Annotated in this window: 19 protein-coding genes; 13 read left to right on the top strand and 6 right to left on the bottom strand. The window is 73.5% G+C overall.

Going from position 1 to position 24,803, the window contains the following annotated elements:
* The first annotated feature begins 13 nt into the window (after positions 1–13).
* From ABTY20_RS15460 to ABTY20_RS15435, 6 genes are all read left to right on the top strand, one after another.
* Positions 14–2,503, top strand: a complete 2,490-nt coding sequence (locus ABTY20_RS15460; RefSeq protein ID WP_351997513.1) for a serine/threonine kinase C-terminal domain-containing protein — start codon at positions 14–16, stop codon at positions 2,501–2,503.
* Between the two features lie 159 nt (positions 2,504–2,662).
* Complete coding sequence (locus ABTY20_RS15455) at positions 2,663–4,279, top strand: serine/threonine-protein kinase (protein ID WP_351997512.1); 1,617 nt, start codon at positions 2,663–2,665, stop codon at positions 4,277–4,279.
* Positions 4,280–4,361: 82 nt separating this feature from the next.
* Positions 4,362–5,561 (top strand): serine/threonine-protein kinase, encoded by a 1,200-nt coding sequence (locus ABTY20_RS15450; protein ID WP_351997511.1) that lies wholly within the window; start codon positions 4,362–4,364, stop codon positions 5,559–5,561.
* Positions 5,562–5,652: 91 nt separating this feature from the next.
* Positions 5,653–7,386, top strand: coding sequence for a serine/threonine-protein kinase (locus ABTY20_RS15445; RefSeq protein ID WP_351997510.1), 1,734 nt, complete (start codon positions 5,653–5,655; stop codon positions 7,384–7,386).
* Between the two features lie 191 nt (positions 7,387–7,577).
* Entirely contained in the window at positions 7,578–9,191 is a 1,614-nt protein-coding gene (locus tag ABTY20_RS15440) for a succinic semialdehyde dehydrogenase (RefSeq protein ID WP_351997509.1), read from the top strand.
* Positions 9,192–9,265: 74 nt separating this feature from the next.
* On the top strand, positions 9,266–11,056 hold the full coding sequence (locus ABTY20_RS15435) for a GMC family oxidoreductase N-terminal domain-containing protein (protein ID WP_351997508.1): 1,791 nt from the start codon (positions 9,266–9,268) through the stop codon (positions 11,054–11,056).
* Positions 11,057–11,802: 746 nt separating this feature from the next.
* Here the strand turns inward: ABTY20_RS15435 and ABTY20_RS15430 are convergent.
* Complete coding sequence (locus ABTY20_RS15430) at positions 11,803–12,099, bottom strand: chorismate mutase (RefSeq protein WP_351997507.1); 297 nt, start codon at positions 12,097–12,099, stop codon at positions 11,803–11,805.
* A 336-nt stretch (positions 12,100–12,435) separates the two neighbouring features.
* On the opposite strand from ABTY20_RS15430, the gene guaA reads away from it, so the two are divergent.
* The gene (gene guaA / locus ABTY20_RS15425; protein WP_351997506.1) at positions 12,436–14,016 is read left to right on the top strand and encodes a glutamine-hydrolyzing GMP synthase; all 1,581 of its coding nucleotides are present in this window, start codon (positions 12,436–12,438) and stop codon (positions 14,014–14,016) included.
* A gap of 9 nt (positions 14,017–14,025) precedes the next feature.
* Here the strand turns inward: guaA and ABTY20_RS15420 are convergent, their stop codons facing one another.
* Entirely contained in the window at positions 14,026–14,505 is a 480-nt protein-coding gene (locus ABTY20_RS15420; RefSeq protein ID WP_351997505.1) for a pyridoxamine 5'-phosphate oxidase family protein, read from the bottom strand.
* A 162-nt stretch (positions 14,506–14,667) separates the two neighbouring features.
* Here ABTY20_RS15420 and ABTY20_RS15415 point away from each other — a divergent pair, with 162 nt between their 5' ends.
* From ABTY20_RS15415 to ABTY20_RS15405, 3 genes are all read left to right on the top strand, one after another.
* Positions 14,668–15,462 carry a class II aldolase/adducin family protein gene (locus ABTY20_RS15415; protein ID WP_351997504.1) on the top strand — a complete coding sequence of 265 codons (795 nt, stop codon included), beginning with the start codon at positions 14,668–14,670 and terminating at the stop codon, positions 15,460–15,462.
* Between the two features lie 145 nt (positions 15,463–15,607).
* The gene (locus tag ABTY20_RS15410; protein WP_351997503.1) at positions 15,608–16,888 is read left to right on the top strand and encodes a hypothetical protein; all 1,281 of its coding nucleotides are present in this window, start codon (positions 15,608–15,610) and stop codon (positions 16,886–16,888) included.
* Between the two features lie 247 nt (positions 16,889–17,135).
* Complete coding sequence (locus ABTY20_RS15405; RefSeq protein WP_351997502.1) at positions 17,136–17,666, top strand: DoxX family protein; 531 nt, start codon at positions 17,136–17,138, stop codon at positions 17,664–17,666.
* A 6-nt stretch (positions 17,667–17,672) separates the two neighbouring features.
* Here the strand turns inward: ABTY20_RS15405 and ABTY20_RS15400 are convergent, their stop codons facing one another.
* Entirely contained in the window at positions 17,673–17,909 is a 237-nt protein-coding gene (locus tag ABTY20_RS15400) for a hypothetical protein (protein WP_351997501.1), read from the bottom strand.
* Positions 17,896–19,245 carry a PspC domain-containing protein gene (locus tag ABTY20_RS15395; RefSeq protein ID WP_351997500.1) on the bottom strand — a complete coding sequence of 450 codons (1,350 nt, stop codon included), beginning with the start codon at positions 19,243–19,245 and terminating at the stop codon, positions 17,896–17,898. The genes ABTY20_RS15400 and ABTY20_RS15395 overlap by 14 nt, the downstream gene beginning before the upstream one ends.
* A gap of 179 nt (positions 19,246–19,424) precedes the next feature.
* On the opposite strand from ABTY20_RS15395, the gene ABTY20_RS15390 reads away from it, so the two are divergent.
* A complete protein-coding gene (locus ABTY20_RS15390; RefSeq protein WP_351997499.1) occupies positions 19,425–20,717 on the top strand; it encodes an ATP-binding protein in 1,293 nt (430 codons plus the stop codon).
* On the top strand, positions 20,714–21,457 hold the full coding sequence (locus ABTY20_RS15385) for a LuxR C-terminal-related transcriptional regulator (protein ID WP_351997498.1): 744 nt from the start codon (positions 20,714–20,716) through the stop codon (positions 21,455–21,457). Before ABTY20_RS15390 ends, ABTY20_RS15385 begins: the two co-directional genes overlap by 4 nt.
* Before the next feature lie 7 nt (positions 21,458–21,464).
* On the opposite strand, the gene ABTY20_RS15380 is transcribed toward ABTY20_RS15385, so the two are convergent.
* Positions 21,465–22,505 (bottom strand): C40 family peptidase, encoded by a 1,041-nt coding sequence (locus ABTY20_RS15380; RefSeq protein ID WP_351997497.1) that lies wholly within the window; start codon positions 22,503–22,505, stop codon positions 21,465–21,467.
* Positions 22,506–22,859: 354 nt separating this feature from the next.
* Between ABTY20_RS15380 and ABTY20_RS15375 the strand changes: the two genes are divergently transcribed.
* The gene (locus ABTY20_RS15375; RefSeq protein ID WP_351997496.1) at positions 22,860–23,213 is read left to right on the top strand and encodes a hypothetical protein; all 354 of its coding nucleotides are present in this window, start codon (positions 22,860–22,862) and stop codon (positions 23,211–23,213) included.
* Positions 23,214–23,337: 124 nt separating this feature from the next.
* Here the strand turns inward: ABTY20_RS15375 and ABTY20_RS15370 are convergent, their stop codons facing one another.
* Positions 23,338–24,501: a C40 family peptidase gene (locus tag ABTY20_RS15370; RefSeq protein WP_351997495.1), complete on the bottom strand. Its 1,164-nt coding sequence runs from the start codon at positions 24,499–24,501 to the stop codon at positions 23,338–23,340.
* Positions 24,502–24,803 lie beyond the last annotated feature (302 nt).

Below are 24,803 nucleotides of genomic sequence, written 5' to 3'. Positions count from 1 at the left end.
CGGGGGAGGCAACGTGGACGACTACGCGGGACGGGTTCTCGCCGACCGCTACCGCCTGCCGCTGCCGCCCTCCGACGAGTACGAACTGACCGAGACCCGCGCCTTCGACACCTACAGCGGGCAGGAAGTCCTGGTCAGACAGGTCCCGTTGCCGGAGGTCGTCGAGGCCGAGGTGCTGGACGCGGAGGGACTGCCCGACGGTTTCACCGCCCGTGACGGAGGCACCCGGCGGAGCGGCTACGGGCCGTCCCGTGCGGGCACGCGGAGGTCCGCCGACCCGGTCGTGCGGCGTGCCGTGGAGGCCGCGCAGGCAGCGGCCGCCCTCCCCGACCACCCACGCCTGGACCAGGTCTTCGACGTGTTCGCGGAGGGCGGTTCGCTGTGGATCGTCAGCGAACTCGTGTCCGCGCGTCCGCTCGCCGCCCTGCTCGCCGAGGAGCCGCTGTCCCCGTACCGGGCGGCGGAGGTCGCCTCCGACGTCCTGGCCGCACTGCGGGTGCTGCACTCCCACGGCTGGGTGCACCGCAACATCACCGCGCGCACGGTGCTCGTCTGTGACGACGGCCGGGTGATGCTCACCGGACTCGCGGTCGGCGCGGCGGAGGAGGCACTGTGCGGGTACGACCCGGTGCCCCCTCCGGACGACGAGGAGCCGGGGCCCGCGACGGGGACGCTCCAGGCCCTGGGACCGGCGGAACCCGGGGGAACGCCGGAGGGGAGCGGCCCCTCCTGGCCGCCCGGGTTCGCCCGTGACCCCGATCCCGATCCCGATGCCGCGCGCCGGGCCGCCATCGAGGCGCGGGCCGGCCGGATGGCCGGCGGCGGGCCCGACACGGCAGGCGGTCTCTCCCCCGCGGCGGCCCCCAAGGCCCTCGACAGCGCGGGCGACGTGCGGGCGGCCCGCGCGGGGGCGATCGCCGCGTACCGGGCGGGCGCCCGTGCCGCCGCCCGGGTGCAGGAGGCCCGGCAGGGCGATCGTGCCGCCCTGCCCGCCCCCGAGGACGGCGGCCCCGCCTCCACGCGGCCGCCGTACGTCACCCGGTCCGGCGACGAGGGCGCGGGCACGACACCTCCCGCGGTTCCGCCGGGACGGATAGCCGACCCCTACGGGGTGGGCGCCGCCGGCCGGCACGGGGCCGCCGACGGACGTACCGCCCCTGAAGCCCCCGCGGCCCTCGAACCGGCGGCCGCCCCGCCCGCACGCTGGGACGACCTGGCGGCGCGGACCCCCGCGCACCGCGGTCCGGCCACCGCGCTGGCCGCCGAGCGGGCACGGCAGGCGCGGATGGCCGTCGTCGGACCCGTGACCGAGCGGTGGGCGCCGGAACAGGCCGGGCCGGTGCACGAGAACTGGCAGCTGGCCGCCCCGATCGGCCCGGCCACCGACCTCTGGGCGCTGGGCTCCCTGTTGTTCCGGGCCGTACAGGGACACGCGCCCTACCCGGAGGAGTCGACGGCCGAGCTGGTGCAGATGGTGTGCGCCGAGCCGCCCGCGTTCGCCGAGGAGTGCGGGCCGCTGAGGCCGGTCGTGGAGTCGCTGCTGCGCCAGGACCCCACCGAGCGCCTCGACTTCGAGGAGCTGAGCGGCTGGCTGCGTTCGCTGGTGCGCTCGGCGCCCGAGCCCGAGGCGGGGATGCACGTCATAGCGGCACCGCCGGCGGACGCCCGCCGGCTGCCCGTCGTACGGCGCCGGGGCGAGCTGGTGCGCAGGCGCCGCGCCGGGCTCCCCGTGCACCACGGACGGCACAAGCGGGCCCGACGGGACGCCGGTTCCCCGCGCAGGCTCGGCCGCACCCTGCTCCTGCTGGTGCTGTTCGCCATGGCGGCGGCGATCGCGTACGCCGTGCTGTTCCTGCCGAAGTCCGGTGAGGGGGCGGCGGAGCCGGCCGGCCGTACCGGAGCCGCCGACGGGGCGAGTTCCGCACCGGGCGCGCCGGAGGCCGGCGGCGATCCGGAGGACGGGAAGAACTCGCCGGAGACCGACGACGGCCCCCGGGACGGCCCCGAGGAGTCGGCCGCCTCCACCGAGACGCAGACCACCGGACCCGAGGTCGCCGACGGCTTCACCCTGGCCAAGGACCCGGAGGGCTTCCGGATCGCCGTCGCCGAGGGCTGGCGGCGCACCGCGAAGAACGGCAGCGGCCAGGTCGTGTACGCCAAGGGGGACTTCGAGCTCATCGTCGTGCCGGGCCGGGACAGCGCGGAGCGGTACGGCGGCGATCCCATGGCCTACCAGCGGGACGACGAGCGCGAGTTGCAGCCCTACCGCGACTCCAGCTGGGCCACCTCCACCGGGCTGAGGACCATCGAGGTGGGCGGACGCACCATGGCCGAGGGCCAGTTCACCTGGACCGGCGACGGCGGTGACCTGTACGTCCGCAACCTCGCGGCCCTGATCGACGGCCGCTACCACGTGGTGCAGGTGCGCGGGCCGGACGCCGAGCGGGACGAGGTGACACGGCTGTACGAGCAGGCCGCGGCGACCTACCGGTTCACCGGCTGAGTCACCGACTCCACGCGGTCGCAGGGGGTTTGGTTGCCTCCCGCCCCGTACAGCGACAACCATCACAGTGCGGTCTCCAAGGGGCCCCCTCGGTTCCCGGAAGGGGCCCGGGTACTTACGCTGGCCCTGTCAAGACCATTGCGGGGCAACGTGAATCAGATGCAGGGCTCGCTCGTCGCGGGCCGCTACCGGCTCGGTGAATCCATCGGGAGCGGAGGCATGGGCCGGGTGTGGCGCGCCCACGACGAGGTGCTGCACCGGACCGTCGCCGTCAAGGAACTGACCGCGGCGCTCTACGTCTCCGACAGCGAGCAGGCCATGCTGCTGGCCCGCACCCGCGGGGAGGCGCGGGCGGCCGCGCGGATCAACCACTCCGCCGTCGTCACGGTGCACGACGTGCTGGAGTACGACGGCCGCCCGTGGATCGTGATGGAGCTGGTCGAGGGCGACTCGCTGGCCGACGCGGTGAAGGAACGGGAACGCGTCGATCCCCGTGAGGCCGCGCGCATCGGCCTGTGGGTCCTGCGCGCACTGCGCGCCGCGCACGCCGCGGGCGTACTGCACCGTGACGTCAAACCCGGCAACGTCCTCCTCGGCCGGGACGGCCGGGTGCTGCTCACCGACTTCGGCATCGCGCAGATCGACGGCGACGCGACGATCACCCGCACCGGCGAGGTCGTCGGCTCGGTCGACTACCTCGCGCCCGAACGGGTCCGCGGCCACGACCCCGGCCCCTCCTCCGACCTGTGGGCGCTCGGCGCGACGCTGTACACGGCGGTGGAGGGCAGATCACCGTTCCGCCGCACCTCACCGCTGACCACGATGCAGGCGGTCGTCGAGGAGGAGGCCGAGGAACCACGGCACGCCGGTCCCCTCGGACCCGTCATCAGCGCACTCCTGCGCAAGGATCCGGCCACCCGCCCCGACGCGGCCCGGGCCGAGCAGATGCTCGCCGAGGCCGCCGAGGGACGCCGGCCCCGGGCGGCGCAGGAGTACGTGCCGACCCGGGCCGTCGACGCCCACGTGCCACTGCCGCACGAGACCGGGCCGGAGGCGGTCCCGCAGGCCCCGCAGGTCCCCCAGGGCGTCGGCCCCACGGCCGTCCAGCAGCCGTACGCGTCCGCCGCCGCGCCCCGTCGGCGGGTGCGCGGGCGAGTGATCGCCCTGGTCGTCGTCCTGGCGGCGATCGTCGGCGGGGGAACCGCGGCGATGCTCCAGCAGGAGGACCGGGGCGGCACCACGGCCGGCCCCTCCCCGACCCCGACGCCCAGCCCCACGGGGACGGAGAGGACCGGGTCGCCGGGAAACCTCCCGGAGGGCTGGGTGCGCCGCAGCGACCCCTGGGGCTTCAGCATCGTCCTGCCCGGCGAGGACTGGGAGCGCGAGGTCTTCGACGAGGAGACCCGGCAGGTCGACTACACGCCCGACGGCGGCAAGCACTTCATCCGCATCGCCATCGACGACTCGTCCGACTTCGACGACCCGTACGAGCACCTGAGGGATCTGGACCGGCAGGTGGGGGAGCGCCTGGTCGGCTACCAGCGGATCGGCCTGGACCGCCGTGTCTACCGGGACCGCGAGAGCGCCCGGCTGGAGTACACCTGGACCGCGCTGGCCAAGGACCCCGGCTTCCCGGGGCCGCGCCGGGCGGTCGACCAGATGTACATCTCACGGGACGGGGTCGAGTACGCCTTCTACATGTCCGGACCGGCCGAGGACTGGGACACGACCAGCGGGCAGTTCGAGACGGTGCTGAAGGGGTGGCGCGAACCCTGACGCCCGCGACGGGCGCGGACGCGCACCGCTTGGCCGAATCGCCGTACCGGAAGGGGCACATCCGGTGGGGCATGATGGGCCCATGGGGACCGACGGGGAGGCCGAGAACGCGACCGCGAGGACCAACGGCCGTGTCATCGCGGGCCGTTACCGTCTTGAGGCGAGGATCGGACGCGGCGGCATGGGCGTGGTCTGGCGGGCCACCGACCAACTGCTCGGACGGGGCGTCGCCGTCAAGGAACTCCCCCTCGACGAGACGCTCTCCGCGGCGGACGCCCGGCGGCAGCGGGACCGCACCCTGCGCGAAGCGCGTGCCCTGGCCCAGTTGAGCCATCCGCACATCATCGTCGTGCACGACGTCGTCGAGGACGACGAACGCCCGTACCTCGTGCTCGAGCTGATCGACGGGCCGTCCCTCGCCGACCGGGTCGCCGAGCGGGGCCCGGTCGACGCGGCGGAGGCGGCACGGATCGGCGTCGACCTGCTCGGCGCGCTGCGCGCCGCCCACCGGGCCGGTGTGCTGCACCGCGACCTCAAGCCCGCCAACGTCCTGCTGGAGAACGGCACCGACCGGGTCGTCCTCACCGACTTCGGCATCGCCCGGGTGTCGGGCTCCACCACGCTCACCGAGACCGGCTCCTTCGTCGGCTCGCCCGAGTACACCGCCCCCGAGCGGATGTCCGGCGCCAGGACGGGGCCGGAGTCCGACCTGTGGTCGCTGGGCGCGCTGCTGTGCGCGGCGCTCAGCGGCGAGTCGCCGTTCCGGCGGGACTCCCTCGGTGGGGTCCTGCACGCGGTCGTGGTCGACGAGATCCGGCCGCCCGTCGAAGCAGAACCGATTCTCCCCGTGGTGCGGGGCCTGCTGGAGCGCGATCCCGACCGCCGGCTGGACGCGGACCGGGCCGAGCGGATGCTGCGGGCGTTCCGCGAGACGGGCCGCACGCCAAAGTCGCCGCCGCCCGGCCTGCTGCCCCCGGACCGGACCGCGTCCCGGCGGCGGTCCCCGGTGCGGCGGGAGGAGGCGGGGGAGGGGACCGCGGCGCGTTCCGTCCGGCGGCAGCCCAGGAGGGGCGCGCTGGTCGCGGCGATGGCGGTCGCCGCGATGGCGGGAGCGGGGGTGTCCGCGGCGGCGCTGCTCCTGCAGGACCGGGACGGCGGCGGGGGAGGCGTGCCGGCGAGCACGGCGCCGGAGACCCCGGTGAGCGAGTCGCCCTCCGGATCCCCGAGCCCCCCGGCCGGCCCCGCGTCCACCGGCCTCTCCACCGGGCGCATAACCCCATGAAGGGGAGATAAGTCCCCGGGGGAGTCACGGGTCTGTGACCGGTCGGCCCCCGAAGTGGATACGGGAGGGCTCGGCGCGATAGGGATGGACCATGCGCAATGACGGGGGAGCCCAGCACGGAGCCGACGAGCCCACCAGTTTCGGTCTGCAACCGCCGAACCCCGGCGCGGCCGCGGCCGTGCCGCACCCCGGCAACCCGTACGCGACGCCGACCCGGGTGGTCCCGCCGCAGCCGCACGGACAGTCGCCGGACCGGACGCCGCACCAGCCGCCGGCCCCGGGTCCGGCCTCCGACCCCGACACCGCCTCCGATCCCGACACGGCCTCCGACGCCGGCGCCGGCCGGCTGATCGCCGGCCGCTACCGGCTGCTCGCCAAGCTCGGGCACGGCGGCATGGGCACGGTGTGGCGGGCCAGGGACGAGACCGTGGACCGCGAGGTCGCCGTCAAGGAACCCCGCGTGCCGGACCACCTTCCCGAACGCGAACGCTCCAACGCCTTCGAGCGGATGCGACGCGAGGCCCGCGCGGCCGCCCGGCTCGACCACCCCGCGGTGGTCGGCGTCCACGACGTCGCGGTGGTCGACGGCCGTCCGTGGATCGTGATGGAGCTGGTCCGGGGCCGTTCGCTGGGCGCCGTGCTGCAGGAGGAGGGCACCCTGTCCGCGCGCGAGGCGGCCAGGGTGGGCCTGGAGGTGCTCGGCGCCCTGGAGGCCGCGCACGCGGCGGGCGTCCTGCACCGGGACGTCAAACCGGACAACGTGCTGCTCGGCCGGCACGACCGGGTCGTCCTCACCGACTTCGGCATCGCCCGGATCGAGGGCGACACCAACCTGACCGACGCCGGCGGCTTCGTCGGTTCGCCCGAGTACATCGCCCCGGAACGGGTGCTGGGCCGGCGCCCCGGCCCCGCCTCCGACCTGTGGTCGCTCGGTGTGGTGCTGTACGCGGCGACGGAGGGCGTCTCGCCGTTCCGCCGCAGCAACACCCCCGCCACCCTGCAGTCCGTCCTCAACGCCACCCCCGCGCCGCCCGCCTCCGCGCGGGGACCGCTGGCCGACGTCATCACCGCCCTGCTGCAGAAGGACCCGGCGCGCCGCCCGAACGCCGCCCAGGTCCGCGCCGCGCTGGAGACGGTCGCGAACCCGCCCGCCCCGCAGGCCACGCGGATCGGCCCGCTCCCCGTGCCGGACCACGGCGGCAAGGGCGTCCGGATCGGCCGCAGGACGCTGATCGGGCTGGGCGCGGCGCTGGTCGCCGGGGCGGTGGCGGCGTTCCTGGTGGTCGCGGACCCCTTCGCGGGCCCCCTCCCGGACGGCTGGAAGAAGCACGACCTCGGGGACCGGCCGGGTGTGTCCCTCGCGGTGCCGGAGGGGTTCGTGAAGGACGAGCCCGCCGACGACTCGGACGGGACCGTCGTCTCCTTCACCGACCCCAGCGGAATGGTGCGGATCGAGAGCGACCGCGACCTCAAGTCCGAGGACGAGAACGGCGAGCTCGAGGCCTCGGCGTCGGAGGAGGCGTTCTCGCACTGGAACGAGCTCAAGGACGGCGAGTACGGCTGGGGCATCGCCTCCGAGCCGGCGCCCGAGGGGCGGCCGCGCGAGACCACGTACGAGGACCGCGCGGCGGCCACCAACACCATCGTCTACACGACGACCACCACGCCGCCCCTGGTGCACGAGGCGCAGGTCACGTACTACCGGAACGAGGACGGCGACATGTACCGGCTCTGGATCGTCTACCCGGGCAGGGGTCACTTCGTCGAGGACGGACGGGAGATCGCCCGTACGGTCCTCGAGTCCTGGGACGTCCACACGCTCTGAACCGGCCGCACCGGGGAGGGGCGGTGTTCTCAGGGGGCCCGGGGCCGGAACATGACCGACCTGAGGCCCCCTCAGCGACAACGCCCTGATCAGGGGCTTTGTTGCCAGCGTTCACTGGCGTCGTACGGGCTGTGCGGGAATCTGTTACCGACGGGTACACAAAGTGTTCTCCCCGGCATACCCTGCGGCTCATGACGGACGCGCAGACCCGGGAAACGACCGGCACCAACCCCCTCGCCCCCGCGCCTGCGGGTGCCCGAACCGCCGCCGACGTGGTCACGCCGGAGCTGGTCGCCCAGCTCACCAAGGGCGTGGCCGGCTCCGGCCGGACCGCCAACCACACGCCGTTCACCGGTGAGAAGCTGGCCGACCTGCCCGAGTCGACGCCCGAGGAGGTGGCGAAGGCCTTCGAGGCGGCCCGCGCCGCCCAGGCCGTCTGGGCGCGGGTCCCGGTGCGGGAGCGCGCCGCCGTCCTGCTGCGCTTCCACGACCTGGTGCTGAGCCGCCAGGCCGAGGTGCTCGACCTGATCCAGCTGGAGACCGGCAAGGCCCGGCTGCACGCCCACGAGGAGGTGCAGGCCGTCGCCGTCGCCGCCCGCCACTACGGCCGCCGGGCCGCCGCCTACCTGCGGCCCAAGCGGCACGCGGGCGCCGTGCCGACCCTCACGAAGGTCACCGAACTGCGCCACCCGCGCGGTGTCGTCGGCCAGATCGCCCCCTGGAACTACCCCCTCGAACTCTCCGTCGGGGACGCGCTCCCGGCGTTCGTCGCGGGCAACGCGGTCGTGATGAAGCCCGACACGGAGACCTGCCTCACCGCGCTGTGGGCCCGTGACCTGCTGATCGAGGCCGGACTGCCCGCCGACGTCTTCCAGGTCGTCCTGGGCGAGGGCCCGGTCGTCGGCCCCGAGGTCGTCCGGCACGCCGACTACGTCTCCTTCACCGGCTCCACCCGCACCGGCCGCGAGGTCGCCCGGGGCGCCGCCGCCCGGCTGGTCGGCGTCTCCCTCGAACTCGGCGGCAAGAACGCCATGCTGGTCCTGGAGGACGCCGACCTCGACAAGGCCGCCGCGGGCGCCGTCCGCGCCTGCTTCTCCTCCGCCGGCCAGCTGTGCATCTCCATCGAGCGGCTGTACGTCCACGAGTCGGTCGCGGACGCCTTCCTGGAGCGCTTCACCGCCCGCACCCGGGCGATCCGCCTCGGTGCCTCCCTCGCCTACGGCGCCGACATGGGATCGCTGGTCGGGCAGCGCCAACTGGACGCCGTCACCCGGCACGTCGAGGACGCCGTCGCCAAGGGCGCCAAGGTGCTCGCGGGCGGCACGGCCCGCCCGGACATCGGCCCCTACTTCTACGAACCGACCGTCCTCGACGGCGTCGAGGCCCCGATGAGCGTCTGCTCCGAGGAGACCTTCGGCCCGGTCGTCTCCGTCTACCGCTTCTCCTCCGACGACGAGGCGGTCGAGCGCGCCAACTCCACCCCGTACGGCCTGAACTCCTCGGTCTGGACCAGGGACGCCCGGCGCGGCCGCGGGATCGCCGCGCGTCTGCGCACCGGCACGGTCAACATCAACGAGGGCTACGCCTCCGCGTACGGCAGCGTCCAGTCGCCGATGGGCGGCATGAAGGACTCCGGACTCGGCCGCCGGCACGGCTCCGAGGGCATCCTCAAGTACACCGAGGCCCAGACCGTCGCCCACCAGCGCCTGCTCCCGATGGCCCCCTCGCTGGGCATGGACGACGAGAAGTACGCCCGCTTCATGAGCGGCAGCCTGCGCCTGATGAAGGCACTCCGGTTCAGGTGACCGGCCTCCGGAGCGCGGGGAACCGCGCGAGGAACCCCGTACGACCCGCACGCGAACCCGACGAGGAGCCCCCCGTGCCCAAAGACGCTTACGACTACGACGTCATCGTCGTCGGCTCCGGCTTCGGCGGCTCCGTGACCGCCCTGCGCCTGACGGAGAAGGGATACACCGTCGGCGTCCTCGAAGCCGGCCGCCGCTTCACCCGCGAGACCCTGCCGAAGAACTCCTGGGACCTGAAGAACTACCTCTGGGCGCCGAGACTCGGCATGTACGGCATCCAGCGCATCCACCTGCTCGGCAACGTCATGGTGCTGGCCGGCGCGGGTGTCGGCGGCGGCTCCCTCAACTACGCCAACACCCTCTACGTGCCGCCGAAGCCCTTCTTCGAGGACCCGCAGTGGGGGCACATCACCGACTGGCAGGAGGAGCTGGGCCCGTACTACGACCAGGCCAAGCGCATGCTCGGGGTACGGCTCAACCCGACGACGACCCCGTCGGACGTGCACCTGAGGGCGGCTGCCGAGCGGATGGGCGTGGGCGACACCTTCCACATGGCCCCGGTCGGCGTCTTCTTCGGCGACGGCGGGGACGCCGACGGCGAGGCGAGGGCGAAGCCGGGACAGGAGGTGCCCGACCCGTACTTCGGCGGGGCGGGACCGTCGCGCCGGGCCTGCACCGAGTGCGGCGAGTGCATGACCGGCTGCCGGCACGGCGCCAAGAACACCCTCAACGAGAACTACCTCCACCTCGCCGAGAAGGCGGGCGCGGTCGTGCACCCCATGACGACGGTCGTGTCGGTCACGGAGGACTCGCGGGGCGGATTCGCCGTCGGCACGCTCCCGACCGACAACCGGCGCAGGGGCGAGGGCCGTACCTTCCGGGCCCGCCGGGTCGTCCTGGCCGCCGGCACCTACGGCACCCAGACGCTGCTGCACCGCATGAAGGCGGGCGGCCAGCTGCCGCACCTCTCGGAGAAGCTGGGCGAGCTGACCCGCACCAACTCCGAGGCCCTCGTCGGCGCGCAGACCGACGACCGCCGCTACCGCAGGGCCACCGGCGCGCCGAGGGCCGACTTCACCCGCGGTGTGGCCATCACGTCGTCGATCCACCCCGACGGGAACACCCACATCGAGCCGGTCCGCTACGGCCGCGGCTCCAACGCGATGGGCGCACTGTCCATCCTCCAGGTCCCGTACGCGGGACGCGGTTCGGGTGCGGCCAGGGTGCTCGGCTGGCTGGGCAACGCGGCACGGCACCCCTGGCTGCTGCTGCGTTCCCTGTCCAACCGGCGCTGGTCGGAACGGACCATCATCGGCCTGGTGATGCAGTCGCTGGACAACTCCCTGACCACGTACCTCAAGCCGTCCGGGGCCGGCCGCGGCCTGCTCACGGCCCGGCAGGGGCACGGCGCCCCCAACCCCAAGCAGATCAAGGCGGCCACGGACGGCGCCTCGGCGCTGGCGGCCGAGATCAACGGCTTCGCCGGCTCCAACGTCGGCGAGCTGACGGGGATGCCGCTGACCGCCCACTTCCTGGGCGGCTGCCCGATCGGCGGCTCCCGCGAGACCGGTGTGATCGACCCGTACCACCGTCTCTACGGCCACCCCGGCATCTCGGTCGTGGACGGGGCGGCGGTCTCGGCGAACCTCGGGGTCAACCCCTCCCTGACCATCACGGCACAGGCCGAGCGGGCGATGTCGTACTGGCCCAACAAGGGCGAGGCCGACCCGCGCCCCGGGCAGGGGGAGGCCTACCGGCGCCTGGAGGCGGTCGAGCCGAAGGCCCCGGCGGTCCCGGCGGAGGCGTTCGGCGCGCTGCGGCTGCCGTTCCTGGGCATGCCCGCGGTGCCGCCGAAGAAGGGCTGACACGGACAAGGGAAGAGGACCTGTGCCCCCCTCCGAGCTCAGGTCCTCTTCCCTTGTCACGGGTGATGCGACGCGCGGTGCGCGGAAGACGCATTCGGTGAGTTCGATCAATGACGCCCGCGGATGGTTGTCCCGGAACACGCGGAATTCTTGTGTGACGTGGATCACTCGAAATGGATGATCATCACCGACGCACGCTCGGCCGTCCACGCACCGCCCCCGAGGGGAGGCCCGCGATCCCGTGGCCGGGCAGCCGTCCGAAGAGCACGGACCGGAGTCCTCGTCCCTCCCCGGCGACGTCCGGGAGAAGTTCGTCCAGGACGGTGAGCGCGGCATCCGCGCCTCCGCCCCCGAGGAGCCGTCGGCGCGGGCGCGCATGGTGACCGGGCGACTGCGGGCGGTGGACGGGGCGCGGGCCGGGGCGGCCGGGGCGGAAAGCGCCGTCGGGGCGGTCTTCGCCGACCGGTCCCGAGCGGATCTTCGCCGGCCGGCCCCGGGCGCCCCCGGGACCGGCCGTTCTCTGGGTGACCGGGCCGCTGTCCCCTGCCGTCCGGTCACGTGCCCGGAGCGAGGTCCCACGGCGTACGACGGATCCGTACGCCTCATCGCTCCGGCGAGCCACACGTGGTGCTGCTCGGGCCCGCCCCTGGCCGGCGCGGACACCGGTACCAACGAAGCCGTCCCCCTCCCGGTCACGCGCCGTACGGGTGAGGGGCGGCACGCGCGTCCGCACCGCGGACGCGGATTCAGATCCTGCCGCGGCACAGCTCCAGCAGGGTCATCGCGAGCGCGGTGCCCGGCTTGCCCAGGGCGTCCCGGTAGACGGAGAGGATCTCCATCTCGCGGGAGAGGTTCACCCGCCGGCCGCCGGAGGCGATCCGCTCCTTCTGGATGACGGCCGACACGGCCATCCGCTCCTGCACCAGACCGATGATCCGGTCGTCGAGCGCGTCGATCCGCTCGCGGGCGCCGGTGATCAGCTCGGCGGCCTCGGTGGTGCGGGCGCCGGTCCTCTCGGTGGTCTCCGTCGTGGTGGTGGTCATGCGGGGCTCCTCGGATGGGTGGGTGCGGTGCCCCGGGGCGACAGGGTCCGGAGGAGAACGCCAGGCGCCCCGGACCTTGTCGGCCCGGGGCGCCTGGGAAGTCGCTTGTCAGTTGCTCAAGCAGCACGACCATGGCAGCCGGCGGGCCGGTCGCCATAGGTAAAGAGGAAGGTCGGGTGCGTGAGCATGGGAGCAAGTATGCCCGGCCGGACGCGGCCGTCCAACACGGGCCGCATGGTGAGACGGGGCCCGCTCCCGGCGGCTGGACCGGGTTCGCCGCCGTCTCGGTAGAATTGGGAGGCACAAGACCCCCGCCCCACCGCCGGAAGGCACCTCGTGTCATCAGCGTCTCCCGCTGCCAACGCGCCCGACACCGTTCTGGTCGTCGACTTCGGCGCGCAGTACGCCCAGCTCATCGCCCGTCGCGTCCGCGAGGCGCGGGTCTACAGCGAGATCGTGCCGAGCACCATGCCGGTCCAGGAGATCCTCGCCAAGAACCCCGCGGCGATCATCCTGTCCGGCGGCCCCTCGTCCGTGTACGAGGAGGGCGCCCCCCGCCTCGACCGCGAGATCTTCGAGGCCGGCGTCCCCGTCTTCGGCATGTGCTACGGCTTCCAGCTCATGGCCCAGAGCCTGGGCGGCCAGGTGGACAACACCGGCGCCCGCGAGTACGGCCGCACCGACCTGCACGTCTCGAAGAACTCCTCCACCCTCTTCGAGGGCACCCCGGAGGAGCAGGCCGTCTGGATGTCGCACGGCGACGCCTGTTCCGCCGCCCCCGAGGGCTTCTCCGTCACGGCCTCCACGGACGTCGTCCCGGTCGCCGCGTTCGAGAACGACGAGAAGAAGCTCTACGGCGTGCAGTACCACCCCGAGGTGATGCACTCCACGCACGGACAGCAGGTGCTGGAGCACTTCCTGTACCGGGGCGCGGGCCTGACCCCGGACTGGACCACCGGCAACGTGATCGACGAGCAGGTCGCCGCGATCCGCGAGCTGGTCGGCGACAAGCGCGCCATCTGCGGCCTGTCCGGCGGCGTGGACTCCGCCGTCGCCGCCGCCCTCGTCCAGAAGGCCATCGGCTCCCAGCTGACCTGCGTCTACGTCGACCACGGCCTGATGCGCAAGGGGGAGACCGAGCAGGTCGAGAAGGACTTCGTCGCCGCGACCGGCGTGCAGCTCAAGGTCGTGGACGCCCAGGAGCGGTTCCTCACGGCCCTGAAGGGCGTCTCCGACCCCGAGGAGAAGCGGAAGATCATCGGCCGCGAGTTCATCCGGGTCTTCGAGCAGGCCGAGGCCGAGATCATCGCGGATGAGGGCCCGGCGGTGGAGTTCCTGGTCCAGGGGACCCTGTACCCCGACGTGGTCGAGTCCGGCGGCGGCACCGGCACCGCCAACATCAAGTCCCACCACAACGTGGGCGGCCTGCCCGAGGACCTCGAGTTCAAGCTGATCGAGCCGCTGCGCAAGCTGTTCAAGGACGAGGTCCGGATGGTCGGCCAGGAACTCGGCCTGCCCGAGGAGATCGTCCAGCGCCAGCCGTTCCCCGGACCCGGCCTCGGCATCCGGATCGTCGGCGAGGTCACCAAGGAGCGGCTCGACCTGCTCCGCGAGGCCGACGCCATCGCCCGCGAGGAGCTGTCCGCGGCCGGTCTCGACCGGGACATCTGGCAGTGCCCGGTGGTCCTGCTCGCGGACGTGCGGTCCGTCGGCGTCCAGGGCGACGGCCGTACCTACGGTCACCCGATCGTGCTGCGCCCGGTCTCCAGCGAGGACGCCATGACCGCCGACTGGTCGCGGCTGCCGTACGACGTCCTCGCCAAGATCTCGACCCGCATCACCAACGAGGTGCGGGACGTCAACCGCGTGGTCCTCGACGTGACCTCCAAGCCGCCGGGCACCATCGAGTGGGAGTGATCCTTCGGATCAGGTCCGTCTGAGGGTGCGCACCGGCTCCCCGGGCCTCCAGACCTGGAGGACGAGGTACTTCTCGTCCTCCACACAGGTCCGGACGACCTCCGTCAGCTCGGTGCGGAAGAGGTGGAACGGCTCCGGCGGTTCCACCTCTTCGGCGTACGCGGCGCGGGTCTTCGTGTCGTCGTCGGCGACCTCGACCGCCCGGCCGCAGATCCGGACGTCGCCGCCGCCCATGCCCGTACCCCCGCCCGGGTTCGCCTGGAGCGCGAAGCGCGGGTCGCGGCGCAGGTCGAGCGCCTTGAGCGAGTCCGGCATCATGCCGAGCCAGAGCTCCCCGTTCAGGAAGCGGACCTCCAGGCCGGTGGTGCGCGGCGAGCCGTCCTTGCGGAGGGTCGCGAGGACGTGGTGGGTGTACGCGGCGAAGCGCTCCTCCACGGTCCTCGCGAGATCCGGCTCGGCGACGGCGAAAGCCTCCCAGTTCGTGTGCATGAGCCGAGTGTGGCGGGGATACCGGACATCTTGTGTCGGGTATCGGCGACGTCCTCCGGACGGAGCAACGAGCCCCGTGCCGCATCTTTACGGAAGAGAGCTGTCGTACGGGGCGCCCCGCCGGTAACTTCCGCCCCGTACACACACCCCGCGGGAGGACTCATGCACGGGCCCACGCCGCCCCTGCCGCTGCCCACCGACAAGCTGCGCTTCGCCATGCCGCCCAGGCACGAGTCGGTCGAGGACGAGCGCCGGCACCGAAAGGAACGGCTCGCGGGCGCGCTGCGGCTCTTCGGGCGGCTCGGCTACGAGGACGGGGTCTCGGGGCACATCACCGCACGGGACCCGGAGTTCAGCGACTGCTTCTGGGTCAACCCGTTCGGGATGCCCTTCCGGCAGGTCACCGTGAGCGACCTGGTGCTCGCCAACCGGGACGGCCAGGTCGTCGAGGGCGGCCACCACGTCAACCAGGCCGCGTTCACCGTGCACGCCCAGGTGCACGCGGCCCGGCCCGACGTCGTCGCCGTCGCCCACTGCCACTCGGTGCACGGTCGCGCCCTCGCCGCCCTCGGCGACCTGCTCGACCCGATCACCCAGGAGAGCTGCGCCTTCTACGAGGACCACACCCTCTACGACGCCTACAGCGGCGTCACCGTCGACGCCGAGGAGGGGAGACGGATCGCGGGTGTGCTCGGCTCCCACAAGGCGCTGGTGCTGCGCAACCACGGGCTGCTCACCGTGGGCGACTCGGTGGACGCGGCGGCCTGGTGGTTCATGACCATGGAACGGTCCTGCCAGGTGCAGCTCGCCGCGAAGGCGGCGGGCCGGCCCGTCCTCATCGACCACCGGCAGGCGGTGGCGACGCGGGAACAACTGGGCGGGGACCTGGTGGCGTGGATCAACTACCAGCCGATGTGGCAGGACATCAGCCGGAGCGAGCCGGATCTGCTGAACTAGGCCCCGCTCGTCAACCGGGCGTTTTGAAGTTCGCCCGTACCGGCCGGGCCTGCCGGACGGGGAGGCCGTGCGGTAGGGCACAATTCGCTTTCGTCGCGGGGTACTTGTGTCGTTTTTTTGATGGCGGGGAAGGCGGGCTCGGGGCGTGGCGGTGCAGGAGGCGAGGCAGGGCGGCCCCGGCGTGGGATCCCACGAGGGCGGCTGCACCTGTGGGGACTGTCCGCACGGGGTGCGGGAGGGACATCGGCGCGCGGTCGCCGCGTTCCTGCTGAAGCGGGACGAGCTCGCGGCCGGGCAGGGGGTGCCGGCCGCGGTGGCCCACTCCGCCTCCGCCTCCCGGCAGTGGGTGTCGGAGCAGCTGACGCAGGCCGCGGAGGCCGTCGCCGAACGGGGACGGGCCGAGGGCGCGGCATGGCTGGTGCGGCTGTGGCGGCGGACCGCGGGTGCGGCGGGGGCGGGGGTCGTGCTGCTGCTCCTGGGACAGGCGCTCACGGCGATCGGCGCGGGGTGGACCGCCGCGCGCACCGCGGGGTTGCTGGCCGCGCTGGTGGTGGCCGGGGCGCTGGCCGCCGCGTCGTGGTTCCACCGCGCGCGGGGGGGTGCGCTGGCACCGGTGATCGGGGAGGACAACCGGCTCTCCACGTCCCGTGCGGTGGCCGCGTGCTGGGTGCTCTTCCTGGCGTTCGCGGTGCTCGTGCTGGTGGGGCAGCTGGCGGCCGCCTCCGGGACGCGTGAGCGGGACGCCCTGATCGACGGGCTCGAACTCGCCCGGGGCGCGGGCGTGGTGACCGTGCTGGCCGTGGTGTGCGGCATCGCCGTGCTGGTGCGGCGGGTGGTCGGACTGCGGGTGCTGGGGCAGCGGCTGCAGAAGGTGCGCGCCCACCGGCCCAGGGCCGCGGACCTGCTGACCGACGACTCGGGGCGGGGGGGCTTCGCCGACATCCAGTACGTCGTGATCAGTGGTGTCGCCCTGGTGTTCGCGGCGGTGCGGCTGGCCCGGCGGCCGGACCAGCTGCCGGATCTGCCGTGGGGGCTCGCGGTGGTGGTGCTGGTGTCGGCGGCGACGTACCTCGCCGGGAAGTACGCGGAGGGCGGACGTCCGGTCATTCTGTCGGTGGTGCGGGCGCGGGAGGCCGGTGACCTGGACGCGCCGATCCGGACCGGGGACGACATCGAGATCCGTGGGGCCGGGTTCGTGCCGGCGGGAGCGCAGGGGGCGGACCGGCTGTCGCGGATGGTGGTGCGGGTGGGGGCGGTGAACGTGCACGTGCCGCTGGTCCCGGTGACGGGCGGCTTCGACAACCCGACGGACTCGCTGCTGACCGTGCCGGTTCCGGCGGAGGTGGAGCCGGGGCGGGTGGAGGTACAGGTCATCACGGCGGCGGGCGTGGAGACGAACCGCTACGCGATCGACGTGACGGACTAGCGGGGGCACGTGTGCCCGTGCCTGCGGCACGGGTGGGCGGTGTGTGCAGGAGGGAGGGGGAGAGGCGCCCCGCGAGCGCCGCGCCGCGCGAACACCCCCGGCCCGCACCGACGCAGGGCGCCCGCGGGCACCGGTTTGCAAAGCCGCCGGCCCGCACGGACCCGTACCGTTTCCCGGGAAGAACCCCGCGCCCGGGGGGCGAGGTGGGGACGATTGCCTTACGTACGGACTGACGCGGAGGACAGCGATGACTCACGGTACGCACACGGAGACGCACTCCCCACGCCTCGGCGGCGACAGGGACTGGCGGGACACCGCCGCCCGTTACGCCCTCGTCCCCCTGAGGATCTTCCTCGGAGTCACCTTCGTCTACGCCGGCCTGGACAAACTCACGGACAGCGCGTTCATGAAGAACTCCGGCGCCGGTTCGATCGGCGACATGATGCGTGGCGTCCGGGACTCCTCCGCCGTCCCCGCCCTGGTCGACATGGCGCTGGAGGGTCCGGTCGCGTTCGGCTACGTCATCGCCTTCGGGGAACTGGCCGTCGGCATCGGTGCGTTGCTCGGACTGCTCACCCGCCTGGCCGCCCTGGGCGGGGCGCTGATCTCCCTCAGCCTGTGGCTGACCGTGAGCTGGGCCGCCGATCCGTACTACTACGGCAACGACCTCCCGTATCTGATGGCCTGGACCCCGCTGGTGCTGGCGGGTGCTCCGCTGCTGTCCGTGGACGCCGCTCTTCGGGCGCGGCGGCGGCAGCGGACGGGGGAGGACCGGTGACGCCCCTCAGAGAGGCGTCTCCGTGTCGGTCCTCCGGCGAGTCGGCCCGTTTCGGCGGCGGCGCGCCAGACCGGTCAGGGAACCCACCGCGCCGGCCAGACAGAGCCCGCCGGTGACCACGGGGATCATCACGAACCAGGGGGTCTCCCAAAGGCCGCCCGCGTCACCGGCGTAGATCACCGCGGCGAGGGTGAGGAAGGCGCCGGCCACCAGCCGGCCCGGCTGGAACTCATGACGCAGCACGGCTCACCTCCGCCTGCCCCGCGCCGACCTGGAGGTCGAGGTCGAGCGTGCCCGCCTCCTCGACGCCGGCCGGCGGCTCCAGGGTCACCTCCTCGTGCTTGCCCGGTGCCACGTCCACGTCCTTCTGCTTGTCGCCCGGCAGCTGGATGTCGCCCACCCCCACGTCGATGCTCAGCCTCACGGTCACGTCCCTGGGCACGATCACGTGGACCCGGCCCAGACCGACATCGGCCCGCGTCGATACGGTCCCGTCCGCGGGGACGCGTATCGCGGACAGGTCCAGGACGCCCTCGCCGGCGCCCAGGTCGTAGACCGGGCGTATCCGTGCGACCGAGGCGGGTTCCCAGGTCGTGCGTGTCCAGTCGGTGCCGATGTCCTTGGGCAGGGCGGCGGAACCGGCGAGCAGGCCCGCCGTGACGACCGCCATGATGATCGATCCCGCCCCGGTGCGGCCGAGGAACGCGCTGACGGCCACACCGATGCCGAAGACGGCGAGCGCGCAGGCGAGACCGGTCTGCAGGCTGGTCCCCAGGGGGTGTTGCTCCCAGGTCAGCCCGGTACCGAGGCCGCCCGCGAGCAGGGCGAGCAGGAAGATCCAGCCGCCGGTCCCGCGGGGGCCGCGCGGCCGGGGCGGCGGTGCGTACGCCGTGCCGCGGGGGCCGGTGCGGGCGTCGAGGCCGATGCCGACGGCGGCGGCGATGTCGGCATCACGGGTGTCCCGGGGGCCCCACAGATAGCCCGTGCCGCCGACGTGCGTGCCGTCCTTGACGATGGGGTCGCGCCACCACGAGGGGAAGGCGGCGGGGGCCGGCGGGGCCTGGGGCTCCGGCGGGGCGTCGGCCACCGCCTGGGCGGCGAGGTGGTCGGGGCTGGGGGCACCGCGCCGCCGCGACCAGTACCCGGCGCCGGCGAGCAGCAGGGACAGTATGACGGCGAAGCTCAGCACCCCGTCGTTGTTCAGCAGGGTGAGGAAGACGCCGCAGCCGACCAGCGCGAACAGCACGGCCGTCAGGGTGTGGCCGTTGACCCGGCCGGTCAGCAGCCGGCGGATCTCGTTCTCCTCCTCGTCCTCGTACGGGACGAGGAGCCAGGCGAAGCCGTAGAAGATGAGGCCGATGCCGCCGGTGGCGGACAGGACCGCGAGCGTGATCCGGAAGATCACCGGGTCCATGTCGCACTGCCGGCCGAGCCCCGCGCACACCCCGCCGAGCATCTGGTGCCGGCGGTCGCGACGGAAGCGTCCGCTCCCGTCGGCCGGCTCCGGTGGCGGGGCGGTCGCCCCCGCCGGGGCGGAGGCGGGTCCCGGACCCGCCGCGGCGTGCTGGTGATCGGTCATGGGTCCATGGTGGCGGGCGATCCGCCGCGACGGCAGTCGGTACGACCCTGGCCGGACCCTGATATCGGTCCCCGAGGAGGGCCGGGGGAGCGTTCGACGGGCCCGGACCGCGGAGATCAGGGGAGTCTCCGGGACCGACCCTGATGCTCCGGCACTTCGGGCGTGTGACCATCATTGGCATGTCGGAAGCCGCAGCAGCGCCCGTAGCCGAGCCGCGGCCGCCGCGCAAGCTCTACCGCAGCAGTGACGGACGCTGGCTCGGTGGTGTGGCGCGGGGGCTCGCCGGACACCTCGGGCTGCCCGTGATCTGGGTACGTCTCGTCTTCGTCGGCCTGTTCATGGCCGACGGTCTCGGCGCGCTGCTGTACGCCGCGTTCTGGTTCTTCGTACCGCTGGGCGTCGGCGGTGTGGACGCGCAGAGGCCGCCCTCGCTGGTGACGACGGAGACCTCGCCGGACGGCCGGCGCAGACTCGTCACCCGGAAACCGGACAAGGGGCAGATCGTCGCCCTGCTCCTCATGGTCGTCGTGGCCATGATCTTCGTGGGCAACGTGAACCTGAGCAACGGCACCAGGGCCTACCTCTGGCCGACCGTGCTGGTCGGGGCGGGCGTCGCCCTGGTCTGGCGGCAGGCGGACAACGCCCGCCGGGCCCGCTGGGTGGAGGTCGGGCGCCGCCGGCGCACGGTCACCCTGCTGCGGGCCGGGGCCGGTGTGCTGCTGGTGACGGCGGGCGCCTCGGGCATCTTCGTCCTGCGGGGCTCCGGCAGCCACCTCGGCTCGGTGCTCCAGGCGGCCCTCGCGGTCCTCGTCGGCATCACGCTCCTCGCCGGCCCCTATCTCGTGCGCATGACACAGGACCTCTCGGAGGAGCGCCTGATGCGCATCCGCGCCCAGGAGCGCGCGGAGGTCGCCGCCCACGTCCACGACTCGGTGCTGCACACCCTCACCCTGATCCAGCGCAACGCGGACAACGCGGGCGAGGTGCGCCGCCTGGCCCGGGCCCAGGAGCGCGACCTGCGTGCCTGGCTCTACAAGCCGGAGGGCAACGGCAAGGACGAGGACGACGAGCCCGCCACCCTCGCCGAGGCCGTGAAGCGCAACGCCGCCGAGGTGGAGGACAAGCACGGCGTCCCCCTCGAGGTCGTGGTCGTCGGCGACTGCCCGCTCGACGAGAGGATCGGCGCGCAGATGCAGGCCGCGCGCGAAGCGATGGTCAATGCCGCCAAGTACGGTGGCGAGGGAGGCGCGGTGCAGGTCTACGCCGAAGTCGAGGGAAGGACGGTCTTCGTGTCCGTCCGGGACCGCGGCCCCGGCTTCGACCTGGACTCGATACCCGCCGACCGGATGGGCGTCAGAGAATCGATCATCGGCCGCATGGAGCGCAACGGCGGCACGGCGCGGCTGCGCGCGGTGCCGGACGGCGGCACGGAGGTCGAGCTGGAGATGGAGAGGGCGGAGAAGACGTCATGAGCGAGCCGACCGAGGCGAACGGAACGGCGGGAGCGGGACGGGGGGCCGGGGCCGCGGAGCCGGCCGCCGGTACCGCCGGGCGCCATGTGCGGGTCGTCCTCGTCGACGACCACCGCATGTTCCGCACGGGGGTCCAGGCCGAGATAGGGCAGACCGGGCAGACGGGGGTCGAGGTGGTCGGCGAGGCCGCCGACGTCGACCAGGCGGTCACGGTCATCACCGCGACCCGGCCCGAGGTGGTCCTGCTCGACGTGCACCTGCCCGGTGGCGGCGGCGTCGAAGTGCTGCGCCGTTGCGCCCCGTTGATGGGCGACGCCGAGCAGCCGGTCCGTTTCCTCGCCCTGTCCGTGTCGGACGCGGCGGAGGACGTGATCGGGGTGATCCGGGGCGGCGCGCGCGGATACGTGACCAAGACGATCACCGGTGCCGACCTGATCGACTCGATCTTCCGGGTCCAGGAGGGGGACGCGGTCTTCTCGCCGCGTCTGGCCGGCTTCGTCCTGGACGCCTTCGCCTCGACCGAGGCCCCGCCGGTCGACGAGGACCTCGACCGCCTCACCCAGCGCGAGCGGGAGGTCCTGCGCCTGATCGCCCGCGGCTACGCCTACAAGGAGATCGCCAAGCAGCTGTTCATCTCGGTGAAGACGGTCGAGTCCCACGTCTCGGCGGTCCTGCGCAAGCTCCAGTTGTCCAACCGCCATGAACTGACCCGCTGGGCGACGGCGCGACGACTGGTCTGAGCGGTCCTCACACCACCCGCGTCGCGCCCGCGAACGGCATCTCGTCGAGGGGGGCCACGCGGACCGGGGCCGAGGGGTTGGGGGCGTGGATCATGAGGCCGTCGCCGACGTAGATGCCGACGTGACTGATGCCGGAGTAGAAGAAGACCAGGTCGCCGGGGAGGAGTTCGGAGCGGGGGACGCGGCGGCCGGCGCCGATCTGGGCGTAGGTGGTGCGGGGCAGGGAGACGCCGGCGGAGCGGTACGCGGCCTGGACGAGGCCCGAGCAGTCGAAGGCGTCCGGGCCGGTCGCGCCCCAGACGTAGGGGCTGCCGAGCTTGGCGTAGGCGTAGGAGACGGCCTCGGCCGCGCGGGGGCCGGGAGCGGTGAGGGCGGCGTCCCGGGCGTCCGCCGAGGAGTGCGGGGCGCGGCCGGTGCCGTCGACGGGCGCCGCGCGTTGTCCGGGGGGCAGCCGGGCCAGCAGCCGGCGGGCGGCGGTCAGCTTGCCGTCGATCGTCTCCTTGTGCCGCCTCAGCTCGGCCCGGCGGGAGACCAGCGAGGCCACCTCGACGCGCGCGGCGCCGCGCAGCCGCTCGAGCTCCCGGAGCTGTGCGCGTACGCTCCCCACCGCCGCCTGCCGGCGGCTGCCCACCCGTTCGGCGAGCGCGGCCCCGTCCAGGTAGCCGTCCGGGTCCTCGGAGAGGAAGAGCTGCAGGGCGGGGTCGAGGCCGCCGCCGCGGTACTGCGCCGCCGCGACCGTGCCCAGGGCCTCCTGCGCGGAGTTGAGCCGGTCCTTCCCGCGGGCCGCCTCGTCCTGCAGGTCGCGCAGCCGCCGCCGGGCCGACTCGGCCTTCTCCTTCGCGCCGTTGTACTTCTCGGTCGCGACCTCCGCCTCCCGGTACAGCTTGTGCACGTCGGCCCTGACGCGGTCCGGTGCCGGCGGGGGATCGGCGTGTCCCGTCCCGCCGAGGCCGGTCGCGGTGGCCGCTCCGGCGAGGGCGATGGCGACGGCCGCGCGGGCCGTGGCGCCGCCCGCGACGCGCTGCCGGGTCCTGCGGTGCGCTGCCACCTGGACTCCCGTTCCTTTCCCATGTCCCGCCCGGAGCGGACCGCGGTCCGGCGGCGGGGGTGCACAGGGGGAGCCGTCCGCCGCCGGACCTTCTCGGCGGTGGTGTCCGGCCGCCGCCCCTGGGCGGGCGGCGGTGGAGAACCGGTCACCTGGACGAGGACGCTAGGCCCGGCCGCGCGGCCCCGGTGACGGGTTGTGCGGAAGTGACGCGAGCGGATCGCCGGGTGACCGTAAGTGACAAGCACCCTGCTCGGCCTTGGCTTGCTTCACTCAGGGTGATGACCGATAGGACGGAGGAGGGACGGACGAGGGTGCCGGAATGGTACGGGGCGGCTGTGGCTAGGCTCCGGCCTCATGGACGTACTCATCCACTTCTTCGTCGGTCTGCACATCATCGGCATCGCGTCGCTCCTCGGCGGTTTCCTCACCCAGATGAAGGCGATGGGCCGGGGTGCCGCCCGGTTCGTCCCCGCGATGCTGCACGGTGCGCTGACGATGCTGGTCACCGGTGTGGCCCTGGTCGGCCTCCACCAGGCCCAGGGCCACTCCGTCGACAACGTCAAGATCGGCGTGAAGCTGGCCCTGCTGATCGTGATCCTCGGCCTGGTCTACGTGAAGCGGGACGAGGAGAAGGTGGACAAGGGCCTGTTCGGTCTGGTCGGCCTGCTGACCGTGACGAACGTCTTCATCGCGGTGCTGTGGACCTGATCCCCCGCTTCCACGGGCTCGGACGGGACCGCGGTCCGCGCGGAGCCGACCGCCCCGGCGGCGACCGCCGGCCGGGCCGCGGCCGCCACCCACGGCGGGGCCGGGCTCCGCGCCGCCGCGCGGGTCAGGCGGGGCGCACCACGCTGTGGATCGAGGACTCGCCGTCGTAGTAGACGGACTCCTCGCGGACGTACGTGCCGGGCTTCGGCGCGTGGATCATCATTCCGTTGCCGATGTAGAGGCCCACATGGGTGACGTCGTCGTAGAAGAAGACGAGGTCACCGGGGCGGGCCTGGGAGACGGGGACCGTGGTGCCGGCGTTCACCTGGTCGTAGGTGGTGCGCGGGAGGGTGACGCCGGCGGCCTTCCAGGCGGCCTGGGTGAGGCCGGAGCAGTCGTAGGAGCCGGGGCCGGTGGCGCCCCAGACGTACGGCTTGCCGATCTGCGCGCGGACGAAGGCGAGGGCCTTCTCGGCCTCGGTGCCGTACGAGGAGCCGGCGGACGACGCGGTGGCCGTGCCGGAGGACTCCGCGGTGCCGCCCGACGTGCCGCCGTCCTGCCGGGCGGCGGCCTCCTCCCGGTCCTTCTGCCGCTCGGCGAGTTCGGCGGCCTTGCGGGCGGCCTCCCCCCGCTTCCTCCTCTCGATCGCCGCGAGCCGCGCCTTCTCCTCGGCGGTCAGCTCGGCCATCAGCTCGCGCGCGTCGGCGAGCTTCTTCTGGACGGTGGCCTTGGCCGTCTTCAGATCGCCCTGGGTCTCGGTGAGCGTCCGGAGGCTCTCGGTGGCCTCCCGGCGCTTCTTCATCGTCTCGGACTGCTGCGTGACGTAGTCGTCGACCGCTTCCTTCTGCCGGCCGGTCATCCGGTCCATCACCTGGCGCTGGTCGAAGACGTCCTGCGGGGTGTCCGCGAGCAGGAAGGTCGCGGTGTCGGGCAGGCCGGCGCCGGTCCGGTACTGGGCGGCGGCGAAGGAGCCCAGCTCCTCCCGCGCGTCGTTCAGCCTTTGGGTGCGCTCGGCCACGTCGTCGAGGAGGGTGTCGGCCCGCTTGCGCTGCTTCGCGGTCCTCTCCTTGGCCGCGTTGTACCTCTCGGTCGCCGACTCCGCCTGGCGGTAGAGGTCGTCGACCTTCTTCTCGACCTCCTCCAGGCTCGGCCTGCCGTCGTCCGAGGGAGCGGCGCCCGCGGTCTGGGACAGCAGGGCCACGGAGGTCAGGGCGGCCGTGGCGAGGGCCGGGGTCCGTATGCCTGCCACGCGGGTGCCGGGGATGCGCGACTTGCGGTGCGACGCCAAGGGAGGCGACTCCTTCCAAAGCTCCGCCCACCGGGTGAGCGGTAGGGGTCCCCCCGGGCCGTTCAGGCACTGGGGGAGGGTTCGGGCGGGTGGTTCGGAAGGGTTGCCCTACGGCCTCCCCGTGAGGGAGTGGGCCGATTCACCCCATGGTCCCGGTGGGCCCCCGGCTCCGGCTGCCGCGCGGGCGGTGACGGACTCGGCGGAGGCCGCGCGGCCCGGCGGGGTTCGCCGGTGGGGGTCGTACGGCCCGCCCGCACCGTAGCCAACCGGTGCGGCCCCTGTGAAGGTTGACGGGTGATATG

The sequence above is a fragment of the Streptomyces sp. NPDC126497 genome, assembly GCF_040302425.1.
In the GTDB taxonomy this organism is placed as follows: domain Bacteria; phylum Actinomycetota; class Actinomycetes; order Streptomycetales; family Streptomycetaceae; genus Streptomyces.
The sequence above is the reverse complement of the archived record's forward strand: the minus strand, read 5'-3'. Positions and strand labels throughout refer to the sequence as shown.

Coding starts and splice junctions, on each gene's coding strand:
- ABTY20_RS15405 (WP_351997502.1), top strand. CDS start 17,136: ATGACTCACGGTACGCACACGGAGACGCACTCCCCACGCCTCGGCGGC.
- ABTY20_RS15440 (WP_351997509.1), top strand. CDS start 7,578: ATGACGGACGCGCAGACCCGGGAAACGACCGGCACCAACCCCCTCGCC.
- ABTY20_RS15455 (WP_351997512.1), top strand. CDS start 2,663: ATGCAGGGCTCGCTCGTCGCGGGCCGCTACCGGCTCGGTGAATCCATC.
- ABTY20_RS15430 (WP_351997507.1), bottom strand. CDS start 12,099: ATGACCACCACCACGACGGAGACCACCGAGAGGACCGGCGCCCGCACC.
- ABTY20_RS15385 (WP_351997498.1), top strand. CDS start 20,714: ATGAGCGAGCCGACCGAGGCGAACGGAACGGCGGGAGCGGGACGGGGG.
- ABTY20_RS15420 (WP_351997505.1), bottom strand. CDS start 14,505: ATGCACACGAACTGGGAGGCTTTCGCCGTCGCCGAGCCGGATCTCGCG.
- ABTY20_RS15395 (WP_351997500.1), bottom strand. CDS start 19,245: ATGACCGATCACCAGCACGCCGCGGCGGGTCCGGGACCCGCCTCCGCC.
- ABTY20_RS15375 (WP_351997496.1), top strand. CDS start 22,860: ATGGACGTACTCATCCACTTCTTCGTCGGTCTGCACATCATCGGCATC.
- ABTY20_RS15415 (WP_351997504.1), top strand. CDS start 14,668: ATGCACGGGCCCACGCCGCCCCTGCCGCTGCCCACCGACAAGCTGCGC.
- ABTY20_RS15445 (WP_351997510.1), top strand. CDS start 5,653: ATGCGCAATGACGGGGGAGCCCAGCACGGAGCCGACGAGCCCACCAGT.
- ABTY20_RS15450 (WP_351997511.1), top strand. CDS start 4,362: ATGGGGACCGACGGGGAGGCCGAGAACGCGACCGCGAGGACCAACGGC.
- ABTY20_RS15390 (WP_351997499.1), top strand. CDS start 19,425: ATGTCGGAAGCCGCAGCAGCGCCCGTAGCCGAGCCGCGGCCGCCGCGC.